13 protein-coding genes and 2 pseudogenes are annotated in these 20,259 nt (G+C 66.0%); 3 read left to right on the forward strand and 12 right to left on the reverse strand.

Annotated features, from left to right (window positions below):
- The first annotated feature begins 40 nt into the window (after positions 1–40).
- From ACK3BK_RS10725 to ACK3BK_RS10735, 3 genes are all read left to right on the forward strand, one after another.
- Positions 41–4,126: an RCC1 domain-containing protein gene (locus tag ACK3BK_RS10725; RefSeq protein ID WP_411384269.1), complete on the forward strand. Its 4,086-nt coding sequence runs from the start codon at positions 41–43 to the stop codon at positions 4,124–4,126.
- On the forward strand, positions 4,123–5,016 hold the full coding sequence (locus tag ACK3BK_RS10730; RefSeq protein ID WP_411384270.1) for an Ig-like domain-containing protein: 894 nt from the start codon (positions 4,123–4,125) through the stop codon (positions 5,014–5,016). Before ACK3BK_RS10725 ends, ACK3BK_RS10730 begins: the two co-directional genes overlap by 4 nt.
- 155 nt (positions 5,017–5,171) lie before the next feature.
- Entirely contained in the window at positions 5,172–6,479 is a 1,308-nt protein-coding gene (locus ACK3BK_RS10735) for a hypothetical protein (protein WP_411384271.1), read from the forward strand.
- A gap of 76 nt (positions 6,480–6,555) precedes the next feature.
- Here the strand turns inward: ACK3BK_RS10735 and ACK3BK_RS10740 are convergent, their stop codons facing one another.
- The 12 genes and pseudogenes from ACK3BK_RS10740 to ACK3BK_RS10795 form a co-directional block, all read right to left on the reverse strand.
- On the reverse strand, positions 6,556–7,317 hold the full coding sequence (locus ACK3BK_RS10740) for a ChbG/HpnK family deacetylase (protein ID WP_186665335.1): 762 nt from the start codon (positions 7,315–7,317) through the stop codon (positions 6,556–6,558).
- On the reverse strand, positions 7,289–8,449 hold the full coding sequence (locus ACK3BK_RS10745) for a GNAT family N-acetyltransferase (protein ID WP_411384272.1): 1,161 nt from the start codon (positions 8,447–8,449) through the stop codon (positions 7,289–7,291). The genes ACK3BK_RS10740 and ACK3BK_RS10745 overlap by 29 nt, the downstream gene beginning before the upstream one ends.
- Positions 8,450–8,453: 4 nt before the next feature.
- Positions 8,454–9,143, reverse strand: a complete 690-nt coding sequence (locus tag ACK3BK_RS10750) for a GNAT family N-acetyltransferase (protein WP_186709594.1) — start codon at positions 9,141–9,143, stop codon at positions 8,454–8,456.
- A gap of 34 nt (positions 9,144–9,177) precedes the next feature.
- Positions 9,178–11,088, reverse strand: coding sequence for a hypothetical protein (locus tag ACK3BK_RS10755; protein WP_411384273.1), 1,911 nt, complete (start codon positions 11,086–11,088; stop codon positions 9,178–9,180).
- A complete protein-coding gene (locus tag ACK3BK_RS10760; protein ID WP_186665331.1) occupies positions 11,085–12,389 on the reverse strand; it encodes a lipopolysaccharide biosynthesis protein in 1,305 nt (434 codons plus the stop codon). The genes ACK3BK_RS10755 and ACK3BK_RS10760 overlap by 4 nt, the downstream gene beginning before the upstream one ends.
- On the reverse strand, positions 12,386–13,396 hold the full coding sequence (locus ACK3BK_RS10765; protein WP_411384274.1) for a polysaccharide deacetylase family protein: 1,011 nt from the start codon (positions 13,394–13,396) through the stop codon (positions 12,386–12,388). The genes ACK3BK_RS10760 and ACK3BK_RS10765 overlap by 4 nt, the downstream gene beginning before the upstream one ends.
- A gap of 9 nt (positions 13,397–13,405) precedes the next feature.
- Entirely contained in the window at positions 13,406–14,542 is a 1,137-nt protein-coding gene (locus ACK3BK_RS10770; protein WP_411384275.1) for a glycosyltransferase, read from the reverse strand.
- Positions 14,535–15,500, reverse strand: coding sequence for a glycosyltransferase family 2 protein (locus ACK3BK_RS10775; RefSeq protein ID WP_411384276.1), 966 nt, complete (start codon positions 15,498–15,500; stop codon positions 14,535–14,537). Before ACK3BK_RS10775 ends, ACK3BK_RS10770 begins: the two co-directional genes overlap by 8 nt.
- Positions 15,497–16,867, reverse strand: a complete 1,371-nt coding sequence (locus ACK3BK_RS10780) for an O-antigen ligase family protein (RefSeq protein WP_186709611.1) — start codon at positions 16,865–16,867, stop codon at positions 15,497–15,499. Before ACK3BK_RS10780 ends, ACK3BK_RS10775 begins: the two co-directional genes overlap by 4 nt.
- A pseudogene (locus tag ACK3BK_RS10785) lies at positions 16,864–17,409 on the reverse strand (glycosyltransferase family 4 protein); the annotation flags it as partial. The pseudogene ACK3BK_RS10785 and the gene ACK3BK_RS10780, both read right to left, overlap by 4 nt.
- A 762-nt stretch (positions 17,410–18,171) precedes the next feature.
- Positions 18,172–18,687: pseudogene (locus ACK3BK_RS10790) on the reverse strand (glycosyltransferase); the annotation flags it as partial.
- On the reverse strand, positions 18,672–20,246 hold the full coding sequence (locus ACK3BK_RS10795; RefSeq protein ID WP_411384277.1) for a GumC family protein: 1,575 nt from the start codon (positions 20,244–20,246) through the stop codon (positions 18,672–18,674). The gene ACK3BK_RS10795 and the pseudogene ACK3BK_RS10790, both read right to left, overlap by 16 nt.
- Positions 20,247–20,259 lie beyond the last annotated feature (13 nt).

Genomic DNA, 20,259 nt, shown 5'->3' on the forward strand with positions numbered 1-20,259 from the left:
CGGACCAAACATGCCGGGTCCAAGGGATTGGGAGACAGCCATGCCGAATGACGCGCAGTTAAATGAGCCAGACGACGAGGGCGGCGTCGTGCTGACCCTCGATGAGATGATCAAGGCCTTTAACCAGCAACTGGCGACGCAGGAGATGAGCATGTTCTCCGTGGGCGGTGCCGGCCTGGCGGCGCTGGAGCGGATCTACATCCCGGGGCAGATCACCTCGGTGAAAACCCCAGGTGTCCAGGTCGGCGTCAACTACAACATGGCGCACACGAATGCCCGTGGGTTGTTGATCATCATCCAGCGCTACTCGAACATGCGCATTGGTGACTGGATCGAGGTGTTCTGGGGGGATGACACTCTGCCTGTAGCGTCCGACAGGCTTCAAACCCAAGAGCAGGTTGATCAGCTTTTTCCGATGTACGTGCCCTCGGAGAAAGTGAAGGAGGGGGTGTTCGACCTGTGGTGCAAGGTCACCCGTGCCGGGGGCGGTAATGAAGATAAGTCCACGCCGCTGAGCGTGCTGAGCCGCCTCATTTTCCCCGGCGGAACCGACCCCGAGCCGGAAAAGCCAGGCCATCAGCAACTGGTACCGCCGAAAGCCAAAGTCCCGCCCTCTGGCGTCATCGGTGAGGACGAAGCGAAAGCCGGTGTCGAGGTGGAGATCGAGGTGTACCCGAACATGCGTGAGTACGACCAGATCCGCCTGAGTTGGGGCGGGGAGTTCGTACTCCACGATGTGCAGCCGGCAGAGGTGGGGAAACCCGTGGTGATTACTGTGCCGGAAGCGACCATTCGGGCCGCAGGCGACAGTGATGCTCTGGTCCTGACCTACCGGGTGACCGACGAGGTGAACAACCCGTCCAGCGACTGGTCTGAGCGCAGCACGTTGAAGACGGAAGTCGGTGTCGGGCTGCTGCCGGCACCTTACATCTTCAACCCTGACCCTGGCGCCGATCCTGAAGATGTCATCGACTTGGATGCGTTGGGTGATGCTGACCTGGAAATCGAAGTGGACACGCCGAGAACGGACTTCGAGGTGGACGACGTGATCACCGTCACCTGGCTAGGTAGCTCCACGCACGGCGAAACCCTTGAATTCACCCCACCGTCTCAGACTGTAAGTCGGGTTGGACGCACGCTGGTGTTCAGCATTCCCAATGACAAGCTGTTCGCCTTGGGCGGCGGGCGTGGCGTTGCATCATTCGTCAACACTCGTGGCACTGACAATACCCCCTCCAAGCGTTCGTTCGTCAGTATTGCTGGTGTTATCCCCGTCCCGGCCAAACCTGACCTGCTCGAGGCTACCGGGGGTAGTTTGGACCCCACCCTGGTGGAGGCCACCGTCCAGGTGCCTGCGCAGGTGAACCTCGTGCGGGGGGACAGAGTGACGTTGACGTGGCTGGGGACGCGTGCCAACGGTACGCCGCTGCTGCACACGGAAATCAAGACTGTCAGTACCTCCCAGGCGGGCAAGGCCTTGGCGTTCCATGTACAAGGCGCTGCCAACCTGGCCCCGCTGGACGGCGGCAGCCTCGCCCTGAGCTACCAGCTCAAGCGGCGTGATCTGGACACGCCGCTGGATTCCGCGCATGAAGTGCTGCAGGTGGGTGACGCGCGTGCGGCATTGCCCGCGCCCTCGACGCGCCCACTTGTTCCCGGCGGCAAACTGGACCCAGACGCTTACCCACGGGGTATCGAGGTCATCGTACAGCCCTACACGAACATGACGCAGGACCAGGACATGTACCTGGAGTGGACGTCCACCGTGGGGCAGCCGTACTACGACGATGTGCCGGTCACCCCGGGGCAGGAGACCATCTTCGAGGTCAGCCCCGCCCAACTGCGGGCGAATGATGGCGGCGCGGTGCTGGTGGGGTATCGGATCACCGAGGCTGGACAACCGGACCGCTATTCCGAGTACCTGGAGTTGCAGGTAGGTGCCGGCGAGAAGGTTGATTTGCTCGCGCCGGAGGTCGTGGAGGCCCAGGACGGCATTCTCAACCCTGGCGTTGTCACCGGCGGTGCGACGGTGCGGGTGCCGGCCAGCGCCGATCTCAAGGCGGGCGATGAGGTAGAGGTCTTCTGGGACGGCGACAAGCCGGGTGGGGTGACCTCGGTGTCCGACTTCGTGCTGGCGGATGGTGGTTTCCTGGACCTGCCCATCGACTATGCCTTCGTCATCGCCAATGCCGATGGAAACGTCAATGTCCGCTATGCGGTCTATCGATTGAGTGGCGCAAAGGACAAGTCGCTGGTTCTGTCGATCCGCGTGCAAAGCGCCGCCTTGCCACTGCCGACCGTTCTCGAGTCCATAGAGGGTAATATCAACCCGGACGACGTGGTCAGTGGTGCGACGGTGGTCGTCGAGGCGGTGGCGCAATTGCGTGAGCGTGATGTGGTGACGGTCGAGATCGTCAGCCCGGCGCCAGGCGGCAGCACGACGATTCCGGTCCCTGTGCCGACCGGTGGTAACAATCAGGCATTGCGCGTACCGGTGCCCTATGCCGTGATCAACGCCAGCAGTGGAGCGACTATCGCCCTTGAATACAGAATCGATCGCGCCGCTGGCGGCCCGCCGGAGAGTTCACCGTCCAATACCTACTCCGTGAGCCGGGTGATCGGTGCGGGGCCCATCCGTATCTTCGGTGCCCGTTATGGCGCCAGTTCCTCCCTCGCCTCGGGCTCGCCACGGATTATCAGTGCCTACAACTCGACCACCGACCAGCCCATTCTCGTGGAATGGCAATACGCTGGCGATGTGGCCTGGACGGCAGGTTACACCTGGCTCGACCGCCAACCCCAGCGGCCCCTGCGGGTGCGCAGCACCACCGATGCGGTGTGGCTCAACCCGGCCAATGTCGTCGGCAACGGTAAAGAGGCACTGGGCAATGATCAGGCAGCCTTTGCGGTGATGCTCGACAACCCCACCCCTGGCCTGTTCAGCCTCTATGGCTGGGGGAGCGCGGCCTATGGCGCCAATTTGCCTCCGACACTTATCACCTATGATGATGTGGTCGAGGTCAGTGGTACCCGTAGCGCTTACGCAGCACGTCTGCAGAGCGGCTCCGTGGCCTGCTGGGGCGATACCGCCGAAGGCGGGACCCTGCGACCTGAAGACATAGGACAGCCATTCCTCGAGGTTCGCAGCAACAGCACGGTGTTCGTTGGCCGCCTCCAGGTAACGCCGGGAAGCAACAACGGCCGACTGACTGCGTGGGGCATTGCCGCCAATGGCGCAACGGTGCCGCCGGACATCCTCGCGCTAACTGATATCACGGCGGTGTTCGGCGCTGGCTCTGCCTTCGCTGCACAACGGGCGAATGGGCGATTGGTCGCCTGGGGCTATGCACAGTATGGGGGTACCCTACCTGCAGATATCGCTGCGCTGAGCGACATCCAGATTGTCAAGGGCAACTGGGGGGCCTTTGGCGCCCGGCGGGCCAACAAGCGCCTGGTGGCCTGGGGTAACGTCACCTATGGCGGAACGATACCGGCGCCTATTGCGGCACGTAACGACATCGAAACCCTGGAAGGCGCCACGGGTCAAGCCTTCAGCGCCCTGACCACCGCTGGGCAAGTAGTGGCCTGGGGGGCGACCAGCCATGGCGGAACAGTCCCTGCAGAAATCGCCGCGCTCAGCGATATCGTCGAGGTCACCAGCACCCTTCATGCGTTCTGCGCACGGCGTCGCAACGGCCATGTGGTGGCGTGGGGCAATACCGCCTATGGCGGTACGGTGCCTGCGCCCATCGCGCAACTGTCAGATATCGTTCAAGTGACGGGCAGCGCCTGGAGTTTCGCCGCCTTGCGCCGCAACGGCACGGTGGTGGCCTGGGGCAGTGCAGGCTCTGGTGGCGATACAAGTGCCGTGGTTGCGCAGTTGACCCATGTGCAGGCGGTGTATGCCAACACTCACGGTTTCACCGCACTGACCACTGACGGGCGTGTGGTCACCTGGGGCAATGGCCCAGGTGGTGGTGACAGCTCGGCAGCGCAACCGGTCATTGCTGGGCGACTGCTGGCGGGCCGCCCTGACCCGAGTGCGGTCAACGCCGCAGTCAACGAGCGGAACGGGATGAGCCGCTTGGCGCTCGACAGCGCCAGTTTGTCGGAGAGCACACGATGAACGATATGACAGAAGCACAAGCAGCGCAGAATAGTCTTGCCGTACCCACCATGGCGAATGTGATCAATGGCAAGCTCGATCCAGCCCAGGTGCCGAGTAACGGTGCCCCGGTGGTCATGGCAGTGGGGGCGGAGCATGCCGGCAAGACCCTCACGCTGGTGCTGGCATTGGCCCAGGGGACTGAGCTTTTCACCCAGAACCTGCCCATCGGCTCTACGGGGCGCTCCATCACGCTGCGTATTCCCAAGGAGCACTTCACCAATAACCTAGCTGCTCAGGTGAAGGTGTTCTACCGGGTCAGTACGGTAGGGGATAGCCCCGTGCTGACGTTCCAGATCGACCAGGGGTTCGCGGGCGCTCATGAGTTGGACCTGACGGCACAGCGGTTCACGCCGGTGTACCTCGACGGTGAACTCAAGCTGCCTGGCCAGTTGCCGGTATTTTTGCGTTTCACCCGGATCGCTCCGGGGGCGACCAGCTACGCCAGCAGCGACGAGAGTGTGGCCACGGTGGATAACCAAGGGCAGGTCACGGCATTGCGCAACGGCCAGACCACCATCACCGCGCAATCACCTGGCGGACCGCAGAGCTATGTGCTGACGGTCACGGGCATTCGTGGCCTGGAGTTCCTCGCGCGTCAAGGCTCTACCTGGCAAAGCGCGGACACCCTGTGCAAGAGCGCGGGCATGCAGCTGCCGACCCAGGCGGACTTCACCAAGGTCCAGGGTGCATACGGCGTGCAGATGGCCGACCTGGGGCTGCCGAACTACCCCATCTGGGGGGCGGCACTGGATGGCGGCACGGCCTGGACCTACCACCCCTACACCCAGGTCCTGACCTCCGAGAGCACTGACGCCAACACCCTGCGTCAGGTCGCCGGGGTCGGTTGACCTGCGGTGTGCTGCTCCGCTGAGGGGCGGCGAACCCCACTCCCCACTTCTGTCAGGCGTTCCATCATGCGATCCCTGGGGTGGTGACCTATCGCCTGGAAGAGCAAGTGGTCAGTTGATCACTCGCTGAGCATGTCTGAGGTTTTCTTGTGAGAATGCCGTGGCTGTCACGTTGTTGTGTGCTGTTGGGCTGCCTGCTGGCCCCCGTTGCCTGGGCGCTGACCGGCCCAGAGCTGGCGGTCGCTCTCAACCAGTCTTACCAGAGCGGTGCGCTGCGCTGTGCAGGTAATCGGCCAGCGTATTTTTGCAGCGGTGTGCTGGTGCGACAGCAGCCTGCCAATGCGCCGCTGCCGTTCTGGACCCATGGCCCCGAAGCCATCGGTCAGGGTGCCGAGCGCTTCAGTTGGTTGCGACATGACGTGGGGGGAATGAGTGTCAGCGAGCCCAGTGGCTACATCATCAGTAACCGTTTCGAGGCCATGGCGCAGGGCAAGGACTACAGCGTGCAAGGCGATGACGGCGGCACCCGGCCTGGCGAACTGCGGGTGGTCAACTGGGACACGTCGTTGCCCGAGCGCCTGGCCGTAGTGGCGGTGTACTACAACCGTGGCGACATCAACGGCCTACTGGCGGCCCAGCGGGACCAGCGCGCCTACCACGAGGCCGTTGGCGTGTGGTTGCCGGTACTGCGACTCGACCCCGCCCTGCCACAGAGCGCGGTGTTCGGTTTCGACTCGCGCGAGCAACTGTACCGCGGTTACCAGGTCGCCGACCGGCTGAACTTGCGCTACGCCGACACCGCCGCCAGTTGCTACGATGCGAGCCCCAGTTACAACTGCAATGGTGTGCTGATCCGCGCTACCGGTGCCTCCGCCGGCTTTCGTTCCTGGAACCCCACGCAGAACTCCATTTCACGAGATGGTGTTTCGTTCACCTATCTACGCGCCGATACCGGTGTCCAGCGCTTGGCCAGCAATGAGCCGGGTTTGATCTTCGATCGTCTGGATCAACCTGTCACGCATCCGGTCAGGTTGCGCTGCGCCTACCCGGCCAATGCCGGCACCAGCGGCATCCCGAACAGCTGTCGAGCCAGTTGCCTGTCGCAAGGTATTACCACGGTCGCGGCGTGGCGCGCGCGTTACGCTGGCAGCGCTGCGAACAGTTGCGCCTTCAGCATGGAGCCCACGCCCAATGCTGCGCAGTTCCAGTTGAACATCGACGTGCGCGCCAGCGCTGGTGCGCACAACGAAATCATCATTGGTGCCTGGCCGCAGAACATACCTCGGGAGTTGCCTATCGAGGCGATCTACTATCCTTCCGGTAGCGCCAGCCTGGCCGGGGCGAAGCTGATCCAGCGTGACTACTTCCAGCACACCGGCGTTTTCATGCCGGTAGTGCGCGTGAACCTGGCCAGTGGCAATGGTCAGGTGTTCACCTTCGTGGCGCAAGACCAGAACCTCTAGGAGTCAGAATGAGCGACGTGCCATTAGCCAATGATTTCGACGAGCAAGAGACGCTCGCCCCTCGAAAGGCTGGTACTTAAAGCGCGGTGGCGTAACCCACCCGCGGTACGTCCTCAAGACGCGCATCGATCAACGATTTCAACGATTCCCCACTCTCCAGGTAGGCATCGCCAAAATCATGCCCGCCCAGCGCGCTGGGATGCGCGACCACCTCCAGCACCCCCTCGCGCGGCGCCAGGCCCGCCTTCAGGTCCGCGGGGGTGCACACATAGTCGGCCGTGGCCCCGCTCAACTGGCGCAGGCGCCGGTTCAGCAGGGTCTTGAACAGCCGTTTCGCCGGGCCGATGTTGTGCCCCAGGTTGCGCGCCAGGCGCACCGGCACGCCCTGCTCACGGGCAAAACGCGCAACCACCTCACCCACTGGCCAGATGTTGTGCACGTGCTGGTGCGAGTCCAGGTGGCTGGGCATGACGCCATGGGCCACGCAGCGTTGCCATTGGGCTTCGAGTTCCTGGCGCACGGCCTCGCGCTCGCTGCGTGACAGGCGTAGGGTGCGCTGGCGCAGTCCGAGGTCGAACTCGCCCTGGGCGGTGCAGAAGCGCGGTTCGGCGAGGATCGCCTGGCTCAGGGGCCGACCGTAGGTCAGGTTGAAATGCAGGCCGATCCGGCCCTTCAGCGCTGGCTGCTGGGCCAGTATGCACGCTGCCTGGAACGCCGGCATGTTGGCCATCAGTGTTGCCGAGCTGATCAGCCCGGCCTGGAACGCGTGCAGGATCACCGCGTTGATGGGGGCACTGAGGCCGAAGTCGTCAGCGTTGACTATGACCTGGGATGGCATCCGGGCGCTCCTGTGTGGGGTTCGGGGTGACGGTGGCTGCGCTGTCGGCCTTGCGCAGGCGTGGCTTGAGCCAGCGCCAGCAACGCAGGGCCAGGCCCAGGACGATGCCGTCGGGGCGCCAGCTGTAGCTGCTCAGGCGCCATTGTTCGACCTGGCCGGTCTGGCGTTCATGCAACTGGTGGCTGGAGTTTTCAAGGCTTACCCGCGAGGCGTCGACCCAGCTCCAGCCCTCGTCGAGGCCCCAGTGAATCCACTCTTCGAGCAGCACCCGGCCACTGCCCAGCTCGCGTTGTTCGGGCACGAACGCCAGGTTGTAGTCGTAGATGCGTCCGCGCTCGAGCAGGCCCAGGCGGTAGCTGATGCATCGCCCGTCCAGCTCCAGCAGCACCAGGCACACCAGCCCTTCGCCAGCCAGCGCGGTGAAGGCCTGGTACATCCACTCGCGGCGCTGGCTGCCCGAGAAGATGCCGACGTCATCGTCGCCTTTCCAGCTCGCCGCTTCCACGGCGCTGATCGCATCGAGCAGGGCGGTGATGTTGTGGCGGTCAGCGACCACCCGGCGCACCTGCGCGCCGCAGGCGGCGATGCGCTTGCGTGCACGGCGCAGCTTGTAGCGTGGGTCGCCACTGACCTCCTGGCGATCGGCTTCACTGATCCGGTGCACCGGTACACGGCAGCTCAGGCGCCGCTCGAAGGTCGAGCTGGCCGCAGCCCATTGGCGCAGCCAGTCCTCATTGTCACCCTGCACGACTTCACTCAATTGCAGCAGCGCATGGGGAAGATGCTTGCGGATGGTCTTGAGCACCTGTGTTGCGTGGTGCGCGGGCAGGTCGAGCAACAACGCGATGCGATCGCTCAGCGGATGACCCAGGTGACGCACCACCGGGACATTCAGCGGGCCTGCCGCCTGGCGTTCGCGCACCAGTGGCAGGCACAGGCACAGGCGGCCATCGAGGTGACCGAGCAGAATCTTCAGTTGCTGGCCCGGTTGCAGAGCGGCCTCGGCGGCGCGCAGCCAGCCCAGGTGATTGAACGGGGTGCTGCCGGCCACGCGCTGGCGCAGCGCTTCATAGCCGGCGGCGGGAAAGCTGGGGGTGCGCAGCGAGGCGCACCAGCTCAGTTGCAGGGCCACGGGGTCAGGACGCCGCAGCCGTGGCGTTTTCGGACGCCGGTTTACGCAAGGGCTCCAGACGCGACTCGCTGTAGCGGCTTTCGCGGAAGAACTTCCAGCGCCCGAACAGGCAGTAGACATTCATGATGCGCCCTTGCTCCTGATAGCCCATGCGCAGGTGCAGTTTGAGCGCCGGGATGTTGTGTTGTTCGCAGACGTCCACCACCTTGGTGCAACCCTGCGCGGCCATGGCCTTCCACAACGCCACTTGCAAGTCCACCGACAGCTCGCTGCCCCAGTACTTGCGGATCAACTCGCCGCCGAACTCGAAGAACTCGCCCGGACCGACCGGGAACCAGCACCCATAATAATGGCGGTCGTGGTAATGGCGCGCACTGCCCCAGATGAAGGCCACGGTGTCGCCGTCGTCATCGAGGAACATCAACCCTGTGTGGCCCTCGGCCGCCAGCTCGCGCATGGTCTCGACGCGGTCGCCGAAGTGCTTGGCGAAGGCCTTGACGTTGTTCACGGTGATGTTCTCGATGCGCAGTGGCGCATAGGGTTTGAGACGGTGCGGGGGCACCGGGGTTTCCAGGTCGCGTTCCATCCACACCAGTTCCCAATGATAGAAGACGTAGTGTCGCCAGGCGCTGCTCAAGGTATTGCGTAGTCCCTTGCGCTTGATGCGATCCTGGATCTTGCTCAATGCACGCATGGTGCCTCCTGTTCGTGGCAGGTCGAGGTGCGTCTCATGACGCACTCCAGGTCAGGGCAAACAAGGTCTGCCCTGGCAATTGAAAACGAATCTGCCCCTGCTGGCAGCTGAAGCGGGCAGGGCGCGGTTGGTTATCGGGGCCGAACAGTTCGAGCTGGCCGGCCGGGCAGTCGCCCAGCGCCAGGTCGACCTGCTGCACGCGCTCGGCCTTGTTGACCCCCAGCAGGCTGCGCTGACGGCCGTCCGCCATGGCCAGCACGTCGACCTCGAAGGCGTCGTTGTCCAGGGCCAGCACCTGGCGCAGCCAGTGGCGCTGGATGAACTGCTGGGCAAGGCCCACCGGCTTGAGCTCGAAACGGTCATCGCCCAGCACGCGGATCATGCCCTTAGGCCATTCGGGCTCGTCGGCGACATGGAACCAGTTGAGCATGTCCAACAGGCCGTCGGCGGAGGCGTTGATCACCACCGAGGCCCACCACAGGCCCGCGTAGTGGGTGTTCTGGTCATAGGGGCTGAGGCTGGAGCCGCTGGACAGGTTGGTCTGGTCGAGCAGCAGCGCCTTGCGCGGCCGGCCTTGGCTGTCGAGGCCGACCAAGGCCGCGGCCTGGCGCACGCTGTCGCGGTAGCTGCGGGTGGCGAGCAGGTCGCGGACCATCCATTCGTGCCAGGCCAGGGCATCGATCTGCGCACCGTGCTCCTGCAGCAGGCGCCGGGCCCAGTCGATACCGCGCAGGTCCTTGCTGCCCTGGGTGAAGGGGCCGCCGAGCAGGCGTGACGAGGCGGGCATGGCGATCCGCACGCCCGCCTCCCGGGCGCCCGGCCAGGCGCTTACGCGCTGGGCCATGCCGGCGAAGAAGTCGCGGTAGCTTTCATAGCTGCGGTAATTGAGATTGGGCTCGTCGGCAAAGGCCAGGTAGTGCAGGCCCTTGCCGCCCAGGCGCGCGGTGCCGGCCAGCCAGGCATCGAGGCCGTCGTGGCTGGTGCGGTCGGCGGCAAGATCGGCGCGCCGACCCGTGCCGGCGAGCAGGGTGATGTCCTGGGTGATGCCGAAGCGCTGCTGGTACAGGCGGCGCCAGGCGTCTTCATAGCCGGGCTGGCGGGCGAGCACGTCCATGAAGCTGTAGTAGCCGGCCGCCTGCGGACGCAGGGCATCCAGGGCGGCGAAGCTCGACGGTGGCGGCAGCACGTAGGGCAGGTTGACCCCCAGCAGCGGCGTGTGGCCCAGCACCTTGGCCTGGAGCCTGAGTCGCGCCTGCCCGGCAGGGTTGGCGACATCGCCCAGTTGATCGGCGCGCTGGGCGAACAGGTTGGCGCTGCCATCGAGCCAGAATGCCGCCTTGCCGCGCCCTTGCAGGCGCAGGCGCCAGGTTTCGTCGCGGGGGCTGACCGGCAGCGCCTGCTGGTCGAAGCGCCAGTAGGCGGGGTAGGGCTTGAGCGCCACCTCGACCTGCCGACCGTCGCTCAGGCGCTGCGCCGAGAGCCCGCGTACGCCGCCGTGGAACTTGCCGGCCAGCGTCGCCTGCTCACCGGCCTTGACGCGGAAATACAGCTCGACCCGTGGCCCGACCTCGGCGCTGAAGTGCACCTTGGCGGGAGCGAACAGGGCGCGTGTGGTGTCGCTGTGCTCGATCTGGTAGCCACGGAAGCTGTAGCCAGGCACCTCCAGGCGATAGGGGCCGGCGTCGGCGGTCAGTGGCCAGCGTTGCTCGCCGCGCAACTCCTCGGCCTTGATCGCCCGCTCGCCGCGCAGTTGGCCGTGGCCGTCGAGCAGGTAGATGCGCTCGGCATTGGCGTCGGCCTGCCAGGCCGGATGCCAGCGCAGGCGCAGTTCATCGTTGCGCGCGGGTTGCAGGTACAGGCTGCCATCGCGGATATCGCCCCATTGCAGGCTCGCCGCCGGTGCCAGCGGCACCCACAGGGCACAGAGCAGCAGGCAGCGCTTCATGCTGGCCTGCGCTGCAACATCTGGCGCAGCGGCGCGAAGTCGCTGGGCAGGATGATCAGGGTGTGCAGTACCGGCACCCCACTCAGGCGGCAGTACAGCACCAACATGGCGAGGGTCACCGCGAGATAAGCGATGGACGAGGCCGCTGCGGCACCGACGATGCCCCAGGTCGGAATCAGCAGCACGTTGAGCACCAGGTTCAGCGCGGCGCCGGCACCCATCATCAGCGAGACCGTGCCGGGGCGGTTCTTGCCCAGCAGGTCCAGGCGCAGGATGCTGGCGTAGCACAGCCCCAGCAGCCCTGGCAGCAAGGCCAGCAGCGCCGGGTAGGCCGGTTGGTAGGCAATGCCGAACAGGGTGACGATCAGCCAGTCGCCGATCACCGCCATGCACAGACAGGCGCCGAGCATCACCGTGGCGGTCAGGCGCAATGCCAGAGGGGTGAGTTTCTCCATGCCGGCGTCCTGTTGCAGCAGGCGCTTCATCAGCGGAGTGGTCACCGCTTCCGGCACGATCAGCAGTAGTTCGGCAGCGGCACTGGCCATGGCGTAGTGCCCCAGCGCAGTGCTGCCGAGCATCGCGCCGATGAACAGGTAGTCCGAGCGCAGGATGACTTGCTGGAACAACAGGTCGGGGTGGCTCTTGGCACTGTAGCTGAGCAGCTCGCGCTGACCGCCGCGATCCCAGCGCAGGGCCAGCGGATGCTGGCGGCGCAGCCACCACAGGCCCAGCAGCAGCACCAGGGCGATACCCAGCAGCCAACTGATCAATGCCGCCTCCAGCGCCTCCTCACGCCACATCCAGAACAACGCGAGAAACAGCAGCAGCGGTGCCGCCGATTCGACCAGGCGCAGCGCGTTGAACGCGCCGACGCCACCGCTGGCGTTGTGCAGTGTCAGCAGGCCGCTCTTGAGCACGGTCATCGGCACCGCCAGCAGCAACAGCCAGGCCAGCAGGCCCAGTTGCAGGGTGATGTCCAGGTCGGCACCGAACGCGCGCACCAGCACCACGCAGACCAGCGTCAACAACCCCGCCAGCAGGCAACCGTAGACCAGCACCTGGGTCAGCAGCAGGCCCATGTCGCGCTGCTTGGCCGCCTGGTAGCCAACGGCGCTGTTCAACCCGCCGCTGGTGGCGGCGCTGATCAGGTCGGGCAGGGTGCTGAGCAGGGCGAACAACCCTCGCTCGCTGGGGCCGAGGATGCGCGCCAGCAGTACGTTGCGCAGCAGGCGCAGGGCGATCATCGCAAGCTTGGTGCCCATGCTCAGTGCCAGATGGCGCAGGTAATGGTTGCGGCTCATGAGCGGCCCCCGCGGCTGATGCGCCAGGCCAGCAGCGACGGGCGGCTGGCATTGCGCTGGCTGACGCCGATGCGTGGCAGGGCCAGCGGATCGTCATGCCCCTGGCAGATGCCGGCGCGCGTGCTCAGGGCGAAGGGATAGCGGTGCGCCGCCACGCGTGCGCGCACGCGGTCATCATGATCGCCATTGGGGTAGCAGTACACCGGCAGGGGGTGCTGGCAGCCGTGCGCCAGGGCGGCATGGCTGCGTTGCAGTTCCTCGTCCAGGCGCCGGTCGTCGAGGTAGGGCAACAAGGCGTGGCTGGCGCCGTGCGGGCCGAAGCGCACCAAGCCCGAGTCCTCCAGTTCACGCACTTGCTGCCAGTCCATGGCCTGGGGCAGCGATTCGGCAGGGCAGGCGTCGGTCAGTTGCTGGAGGGCTTGCGGGCTGAGGCTCTTGAGGCTCTGCAGGTAGTGCGCCAGGGCCTGGCTGCGCGCTTGCGAGCGGTCGTTCATGAAGTAGGCGGCCGGCAGCGGTCGGCCGAGCTTGCGCAGGTACTCGATGAGGCTGTGCCGTGCAGGCTCGCCGTGGCTGCCCCACAGGGTCTCGCCGACACTTTCCCACCAGAAGCGCTGGCGGCTGCCGATGTAGTCGGTGGACAGGAAGATGCTTGCCGGCACCTGGTGCTTGCGCAGCAGCGGGAAGGCGTTGCTGGCGTTGTCGCGCCAGCCATCGTCGAAGGTCAGGGCGACCTTGGGGCGCTGGTTGCCGCGCGGTGCCTCATGGACCTTGAGCAGGTCCATGAGGCTGACGCAGTCGAAGTGGCGTGGCAGCCAGCGCAGCAGCCCTTCGAAGGCGCGTGGCCCGACACACAGCTCGTTGCGGTGCGCCAAGGCGGCGCTGGCATCATCGGCCAGTACCCGGTGCAGCATGAGGATCACCCCGGCGCCGCGCAAATCGGCGCGGCCCTTGGGCGACTTGAAGTACAGCCAGCCACTGGCCTGTTTGATCTTCGTCTTGATCGGCATGTCCGTCGCTCATCGATTCTGGTCGGGGTTCCATTGGCTGTAGCTGTGCCCGCGCAGGAATTGCCACAGGCCGACACTCATGCCCGCCAGCGTCACCAGCACGAAGGCGGCCAGGCGGAACGGCCTGGGCAGGCGGTGGCCGGCATCGAGCAGGCCGGCAATCGCCGCCGCATAGCCGAGCAGTTGCGCGGCCAGGGTCAGGTGGTAGAAGTGCGACTCACCGACCAGCCAGAGATTGGCCAGCAGCAGCGGCAGCAACAGCACCGGTGCCAGGCGGCGGATCAGCTTGTGGCTGATCAGGGCGATGGCGTACAGGCCGTGGCGTAGCGGGTTGAGCAGTTCGCTGCGCGCGGCCAGGCTCTGCAGGCCGCCGACGGTGACGCGTTGGCGACGGCGGAACTGCTTGTCGGCCTCGTCCACCCCCTGGTCGAGCACGATCGCCTCTGGCACGTAGACGATGCGCTGGCCGGCGGCCGGGGCGCAGGTGCTGATGTAGAAGTCGTCGTTGACCTGTTTGGGAATCGCCTGGTACAGCGGGCGACGCAGGGCGAGCAGGGCACCGTCGGCCGAGACCATGCAGCCGGTGCGGTTTTCCACCTTGCGCACCCAGGCTTCATAGTGGCGGTACAGGCTGTCGCCCAGGCTCAGGCCCTTGCCTGGATCGGGGATGATCATGTGTCCGGCAGTTCCCCCCACATCGCTGTCGGCGAACGGCGCCAGCAGCAGGCCAAGGGTGTTGCCAGACCACTGGTTGTCGGCGTCGGTGAACACCAGGATATCGCCGCGGCAGACGCTCACCGCGGTGTTCAGCGCGCCGGTCTTGCCCAGGCGTGGCAGGTCGAGCACCTGTACCCGCGGATCGTCCACGGCGCGGGTCAGCGCCACGGTGCGGTCGCTGGAGCCGTCGCTGGCCACCACCACCTGCAGTTCGGCGGCCTGGTAGTCCTGGGCGAGCACGCTGGCGAGCTTGGCCTCGATGTGCCGCTCCTCGTTGTGCGCGGCGATCACCACGCTGACCCGCTGCGGCGCCAGCGGGCCGGGTCTGCGCACAGGGAAGAACGGCGCAGCCAGGGTCAGCAGCAGCGGATAGCCGACCCAGGCGTACAGCGGCAACAGCAGGCACAACCAGAAGATGATCTCAGCCACGAGCGGGCCTCCTTGCGGTGCGGTTGAACAGGCTGAGGATGAACGCAGCGCCAGCCAGGTGCAGGCGCAGCCAGTGCAGGCCCCAGAGCTGCAGGGTCAGCAACGTGTCGTGGTGCCTGAGGCTCTGGCGCAGACTCAGCGCCAGGGCAGGCAGGGCGCTGATCAGCAGCAGCGCCAGGGCCACATGGGGGAAACCTTCGAGCAGCGTCGACAGCGCCATGGCGTCGACTACCCAGGCGCCGACCGACAGCAGCGGGAAACGCAGCAGGCGCAGGCTCACGCCATGGCTGCGCAACAGTTGCAAGTGGCTGCCCTGGCGCCACATCTCCTTGCCCAGCCATTCGCCCCAGCTGCCCTCGAAGCCCCAGTGCAGCACCACGGGCTGGCGCAGCACGCGCAAACGCGCGCCGGCTTCGTGCAGGCGCAGGGTGAAGTCCTTGTCTTCGCCGGTGCGCAGGCGCTCGTCGAAGCCGCCAACCTGGTCGAACCAGGTGCGGCGCATCAGCAGGTTGGGCGTGGGCAGCCAGGTGCAGTCCTGCACCGTCTGCCCGGCGCGCAGCGTGCGGCGTTGCCAGGCGTGGGCGAACCAGGGCGCCTGGCGTGGGGTGTCGCAGTCAAGGGCGAAGACATCTCCTTCGCCTCGGCGCTGCAGGCCCAGCAGCAGGTCGAGCCAGTTGTCGGGCACCTCGATATCGGCATCCAGGAACGCCAGCCACTCACCGTGGCTGACCTGTGCGCCCTGGTTGCGCAGCGCACCGATGGCCACACCGGGCAGGCTCAGCACCTGGGCGCCGTGCTGGCGGGCTATGGCCGGACCATCGTCGCTGGAGCCGTTGTCGACCACGATCAGCTCACAGCCCAGCCCCGCGCAGTGGGCGGCCTTGCGCGCGGCTTCGAGGGTGCGGCCGATATGGCGGGCTTCGTTGAACATGGGGATGACGATGCTCACCTGGTTCATGGCGTCGCCCCCGCGGTGCGCGGCTCGCTGGCCTGGCGCAGCAGCACGCTGGACAGCGCCAGCATCATCCACAGGTACTTGTGGCTGGGGGCGCTGAGGAACATCAGGAACAGCCCGATGGCCAGCATGCTCATGGTCAGGTGGGTCATCAGGTCGGCGTTGTCGTGCTCGCCGTTGGCCCGCCAGGCCGCGCGGGCCCGCCAGAAGTTGCGCAGGGCCAGGGCGATCATGCCGACGAAGGCCAGCCCCGCCGGTACGCCGGTTTCGCTGAACAGCTCCAGGTAGGTGTTGTGGGCGCGGCGATAGAGGTCGGTGGTCTTGCTGTTGACCGGCGCGAAGGCCTTGGAGAAACCGGTGTCGGCGTAGTGCAGTGGGAAGGTGCCGGGGCCGGTGCCGAGCATCGGGCTGTGGCTGATCATCTCCTTGCCCACCACCAGGTAAGAGGCGCGCCGACCCAGGGATTCGTCCTGGTGCGCATTGACCCCGGACTTGAGCAGCATCAGCGACTGGATGCGCTCGGCGTAGCCGGCCGGCATCAGCGCCGCGCCCAGCGGCAGGACGATGGCCAGGCCGAGCATGGCGAACCCCAGGTGGCGTGGGCGGATGCGTGCCAGTTGCTCGCGGTAGTTGTACAGCACGATGCCCAGGCTGATCAGCAGCACCACCAGGCCTGAGCGCGACTCGGTCTTGGTCATGCCCACCAGCAGCAACAGGCAGCAGCCGGCCCAGAACAGCTTGAGCGGAATCTGCCGGGTCTTTATCGCCAGCCACAGCCCCAGCGGCATGGCGATGGTGATCAGCAGGGCGAAGGCATTAGGGTCGAGCATGGCCGAAGCGCGACCCTGCTCCTGGTATTTGCTGGAGAAGATGGCGAACAGGCAGGTCACGCAGACGCTGACGGTGATCAGCCGGGCCAGCATCGGCAGGTTGAGGTCGCGCCCCACCAGCAGGGTGATGACGAACACCACCAGGCCGACCAGCAGCTCGCGCAGGTGGCCGACGGACAGCTCGACGCTGTCGCTGGTCCACAGGCTCAGCAGGTACAGGGCCATGAACGGTATCAGCAATCGCCATTGATTGCTGCGCAGGCGCTCGGCAGGCAGCTGGCGCACGGCCAGTTGCAGGGTGAGGATCAGCACCAGGCCCAGGCCGATCAGCTTGGCGCCAGAGACCATGCTGTCCTTGAGCAGCCCTTCGAGCGGTACCAGCGCGGCGATCGCCAGCAGGCCCCAGGCTGGCTTGCGGTACAGCACCAGGGCACCGGCCAGGCCGACCACGGCGCCAGGGGCCAGGTAAGGGTAGGGGCTGGCCAGCAAGCCCAGCGACAGCAGGGCCACCAGGCCCACCAGCGACAGGGGGATGATCATGCGACAACCTCCGTGGCCGTGCCCCGGTACACCAGGGCCCAGCGTTGTGCCAGGGTCGGCAGGTGGTAGTGTTCGCGCTGGGTCTGGCGGGCGCGGGCAACCAGTTCTTCGGCCTGTTGCGGATCGTCCAGCAGCGCCTGCAGGTGGGCAGCGAGTTCATCGACTGCCAGCGGTGCGGCAAGCAGCCCGCTGCGCCCGTGTTCGATCACGTCGGGAATGCCGCCGACGCCGAAGGCCACCACCGGTACGCCGTCCTGCATGGCTTCGAGCAGAATCATTGGCGTGCCTTCGGTACGCGAGCTGATCACCAGGGCATCCAGCCGGGTCATCCAGGCTTGCATGTCACGCTGGAAACCCGGCAGCGTGATGCGCTCGGCCAGGCCGGCCGCCTCGATACGCGCCTGCAGCGTGGCGCGTTCGGGGCCGTCGCCGAGCATCACCGCGTGCAACCGTGGATGGCGCTGGCACAGCGGGATCAGGGTGTCGAGGAACAGGTCTGGGCCTTTTTCGCTGGACAGCCGCCCGACATAGCCTGCCAGCCAAGGGGCTTGGCGCAGTTCCTGGCTGTGCACCGCGGTGCTGCCATCGCGGGACGAGCCCGCTCCCACAGGAGGTACTGCGGCTTCCAGCGAACCCTGTGGGAGCGGCCTTGTGCCGCGATCACCGGCGCAGCCGGTGCCCTGCACTGCGGTGCTGCCATCGCGGGACGAGCCCGCTCCCTCAGGAAGTACTGCGGCCTCCAGCGAACCCTGTGGGAGCGGCCTTGTGCCGCGATCACCGGCGCAGCCGGTGCCCTGCACTGCGGTGCTGCCATCGCGGGACGAGCCCGCTCCCACAGGAGGTACTGCGGCTTCCAGCGAACCCTGTGGGAGCGGCCTTGTGCCGCGATCACCGGCGCAGCCGGTGCCCTGCACCGCGGTGTTGCCATCGCGGGACGAGCCCGCTCCCACAGGAGGTACTGCGGCCTTCAGCGACCCCTGTGGGAGCGGCCTTGTGCCGCGATCACCGGCGCAGCCGGTGCCCTGCACCGCGGTGTTGCCATCGCGGGACGAGCCCGCTCCCACAGGAGGTACTGCGGCCTCCAGCGAACCCTGTGGGAGCGGCCTTGTGCCGCGATCACCGGCGCAGCCGGTGCCCTGCACTGCGGTGCTGCCATCGCGGGACGAGCCCGCTCCCACAGGAGGTACTGCGGCCTCCAGCGAACTCTGTGGGAGCGGCCTTGTGCCGCGATCACCGGCGCAGCCGGTGCCCTGCACTGCGGTGCTGCCATCGCGGGACGAGCCCGCTCCCACAGGCACGGGCTCCGGCAGGCCGTTGGGGATCACCTGCAATTTGCTGGCTGGAACTCCCGCCTCGCGATGGATGCGGGCAATGCTCTCGGCCACGCACACCACGGTCGCCACCGTGGGTGTGCGGCACAGTTGCAGGCTCAGCCAGGTGTAGAAGCGCTGCTTGGTGCTGCGCGGCGTGAAGCCGTGCTGGGTGGTCACCAGTGGCAGGTGCCAGAGGGTCGCGGCCAACCAGCCGAAGACCATGCCCTTGAAGTTGTGGGTGTTGATCAACGGCCGCTCGCCACGCTGGGTCGCCACTTGCCTGAGCAGTGCGCCCAGGCCATGGCAGCTCTGGCAGTCGATGCCGGCTTCGCGAAAGCGCGTCACCAGGTCCTGCGGCGCGTCGAGGAACAGCACCCGGTGCCTGCCAGGGGTTGCCTGGCAGTGGTCCAGGAGCATGCGCTCGGCGCCGTAGAATCCGCCGCTGCTGAGCAGGTGCAGGATCAACCGGCCGGTTGCGGGAGCTGCAGCGTTCAATTGCGCACCCAGTGCATCAGGCGAGGCAACGACCACGACTTGTGCGGGTTGGGCAACGCCGGGGTCTGGTCGTTGATCACCAGCAGCACCGGCAAGCCCAGCTCCTGGCCGATCTGTGCAGGGTGCTTGAAGCGGTGGTCGAAGAACTCCTTGACGTAGACCAGTGCGATCGCCAGCAGCAGGCCGGTGACCAGGCCGAACGGGATGATCAGGCCAGGTTTGGGGAACGACGCGGTGGCCGGCTCGTAGGGCGCGCTGAGGATCCGCGCGTTGGACTGGCTGCCATCGAGCAGGCCCTGGCCGCGGCTTTCTTCATAGCGCTGGGCATAGGTGGAGAAGGCCTTGTGCAGGGCATCGATCTCGGTGTCGAGCTGGCGGGTCTTGCTCTGGGTCTCGCGCAGCTCGGTGATGCGGTTCTTGTACTCATCGATGCGTTGGGTCTTCTGATCGATCACCTGCTGGGTCACGGCCAGGTCCTGCTGGCGTTCGCGGATACGGTTCTCGACGATCTTGAGGAACTGACCGCGCAGCTGGGCGATCTGCTGACGCGCCATGACCATCTGCTCGGCACCGGGCTGGAACACCGTGGCATCGCCGTTGTAGCGTGCCAGCTGGGTGGTCAGTTGCTCGCCCAGTTGCTTGATCTCGCGGTCTTCGAAGGCGACGTTGTCGACCGTGGTGGTGAAGGTGTAGGGGAAAGCGTAGTCGGCCATCTTCGCCTTGCTCGCCGCCGCCAGGCTGCTCTGCAGGTAGTCGAGCCACTGCTGGTTCTCCAGCTTGCGGTCGCGCTGCAGGTTGAGTGCCTGTTCCTCGGTGTTGATCGCATTGAGGCGGAAGGTGATCTCTTCTTTCGGATCGGACGAGCCGATCGCCGTCAGCAGGGCCAGGCGTTGGCCCTCGAGGTCTCCAAGACGCGCCTGGTAGTGCAGTTTCTTCTGCTCGTAGAAGGTCTCGGGCAGCTCGTTGGACTGCAGGTCCTGGCGGTTTTTCATGAAGTTGTCCAGCAGGCGGGCGACGAACAGGGTGCCGAGGCGCGCATCATCGGCGCTGTAGGTGATCGAGATGACGTTGGAGCCGGGCAGGGTCTCGATCTTGAGATCCTTGACGGCCTGGTCGGTGAGCTCGTCGAGCTGGGTGTCGCGCTCGTCGGCCACCGACTTGCCCAGCAGGCGATGCAGTGGATCGACGATGCCATGGCGCAGCGGGTCGATCACGGTGCGCCGCAGCAGGCCGGGTTCGGCCTGGTACTGGCCTTCCTGACGCAGCTGGCTGATGGTCTGGCGGATCAGCGTGGGCGAGCGCAGGATGTTGCTCTCGGTCTCCATGTCGGCCAGCGATGGCGGGATGAACTGGTCCGCCTGCTGGGCCAGCGAGGAGCTGGTGTCACTCTGCGACAGCTTCTTGGACTGCACGATGACTTCGGCGGTGATGTCGAAGCTCTGCTTGAGCACCAGCGGCAGGATCACTGCGATCACCGCGAAGATCAGGAACACCCTTTTCACCAACTGGCGGTTGGCGAAGAAGATGCGGAAGAACTCATGCACATAGTTTTCTTTCGGTTGCGTGGTCATGGTCCGTCCCCCG

Source organism: Pseudomonas sp. L7, from assembly GCF_046605565.1.
GTDB lineage: Bacteria > Pseudomonadota > Gammaproteobacteria > Pseudomonadales > Pseudomonadaceae > Aquipseudomonas > Aquipseudomonas wayambapalatensis.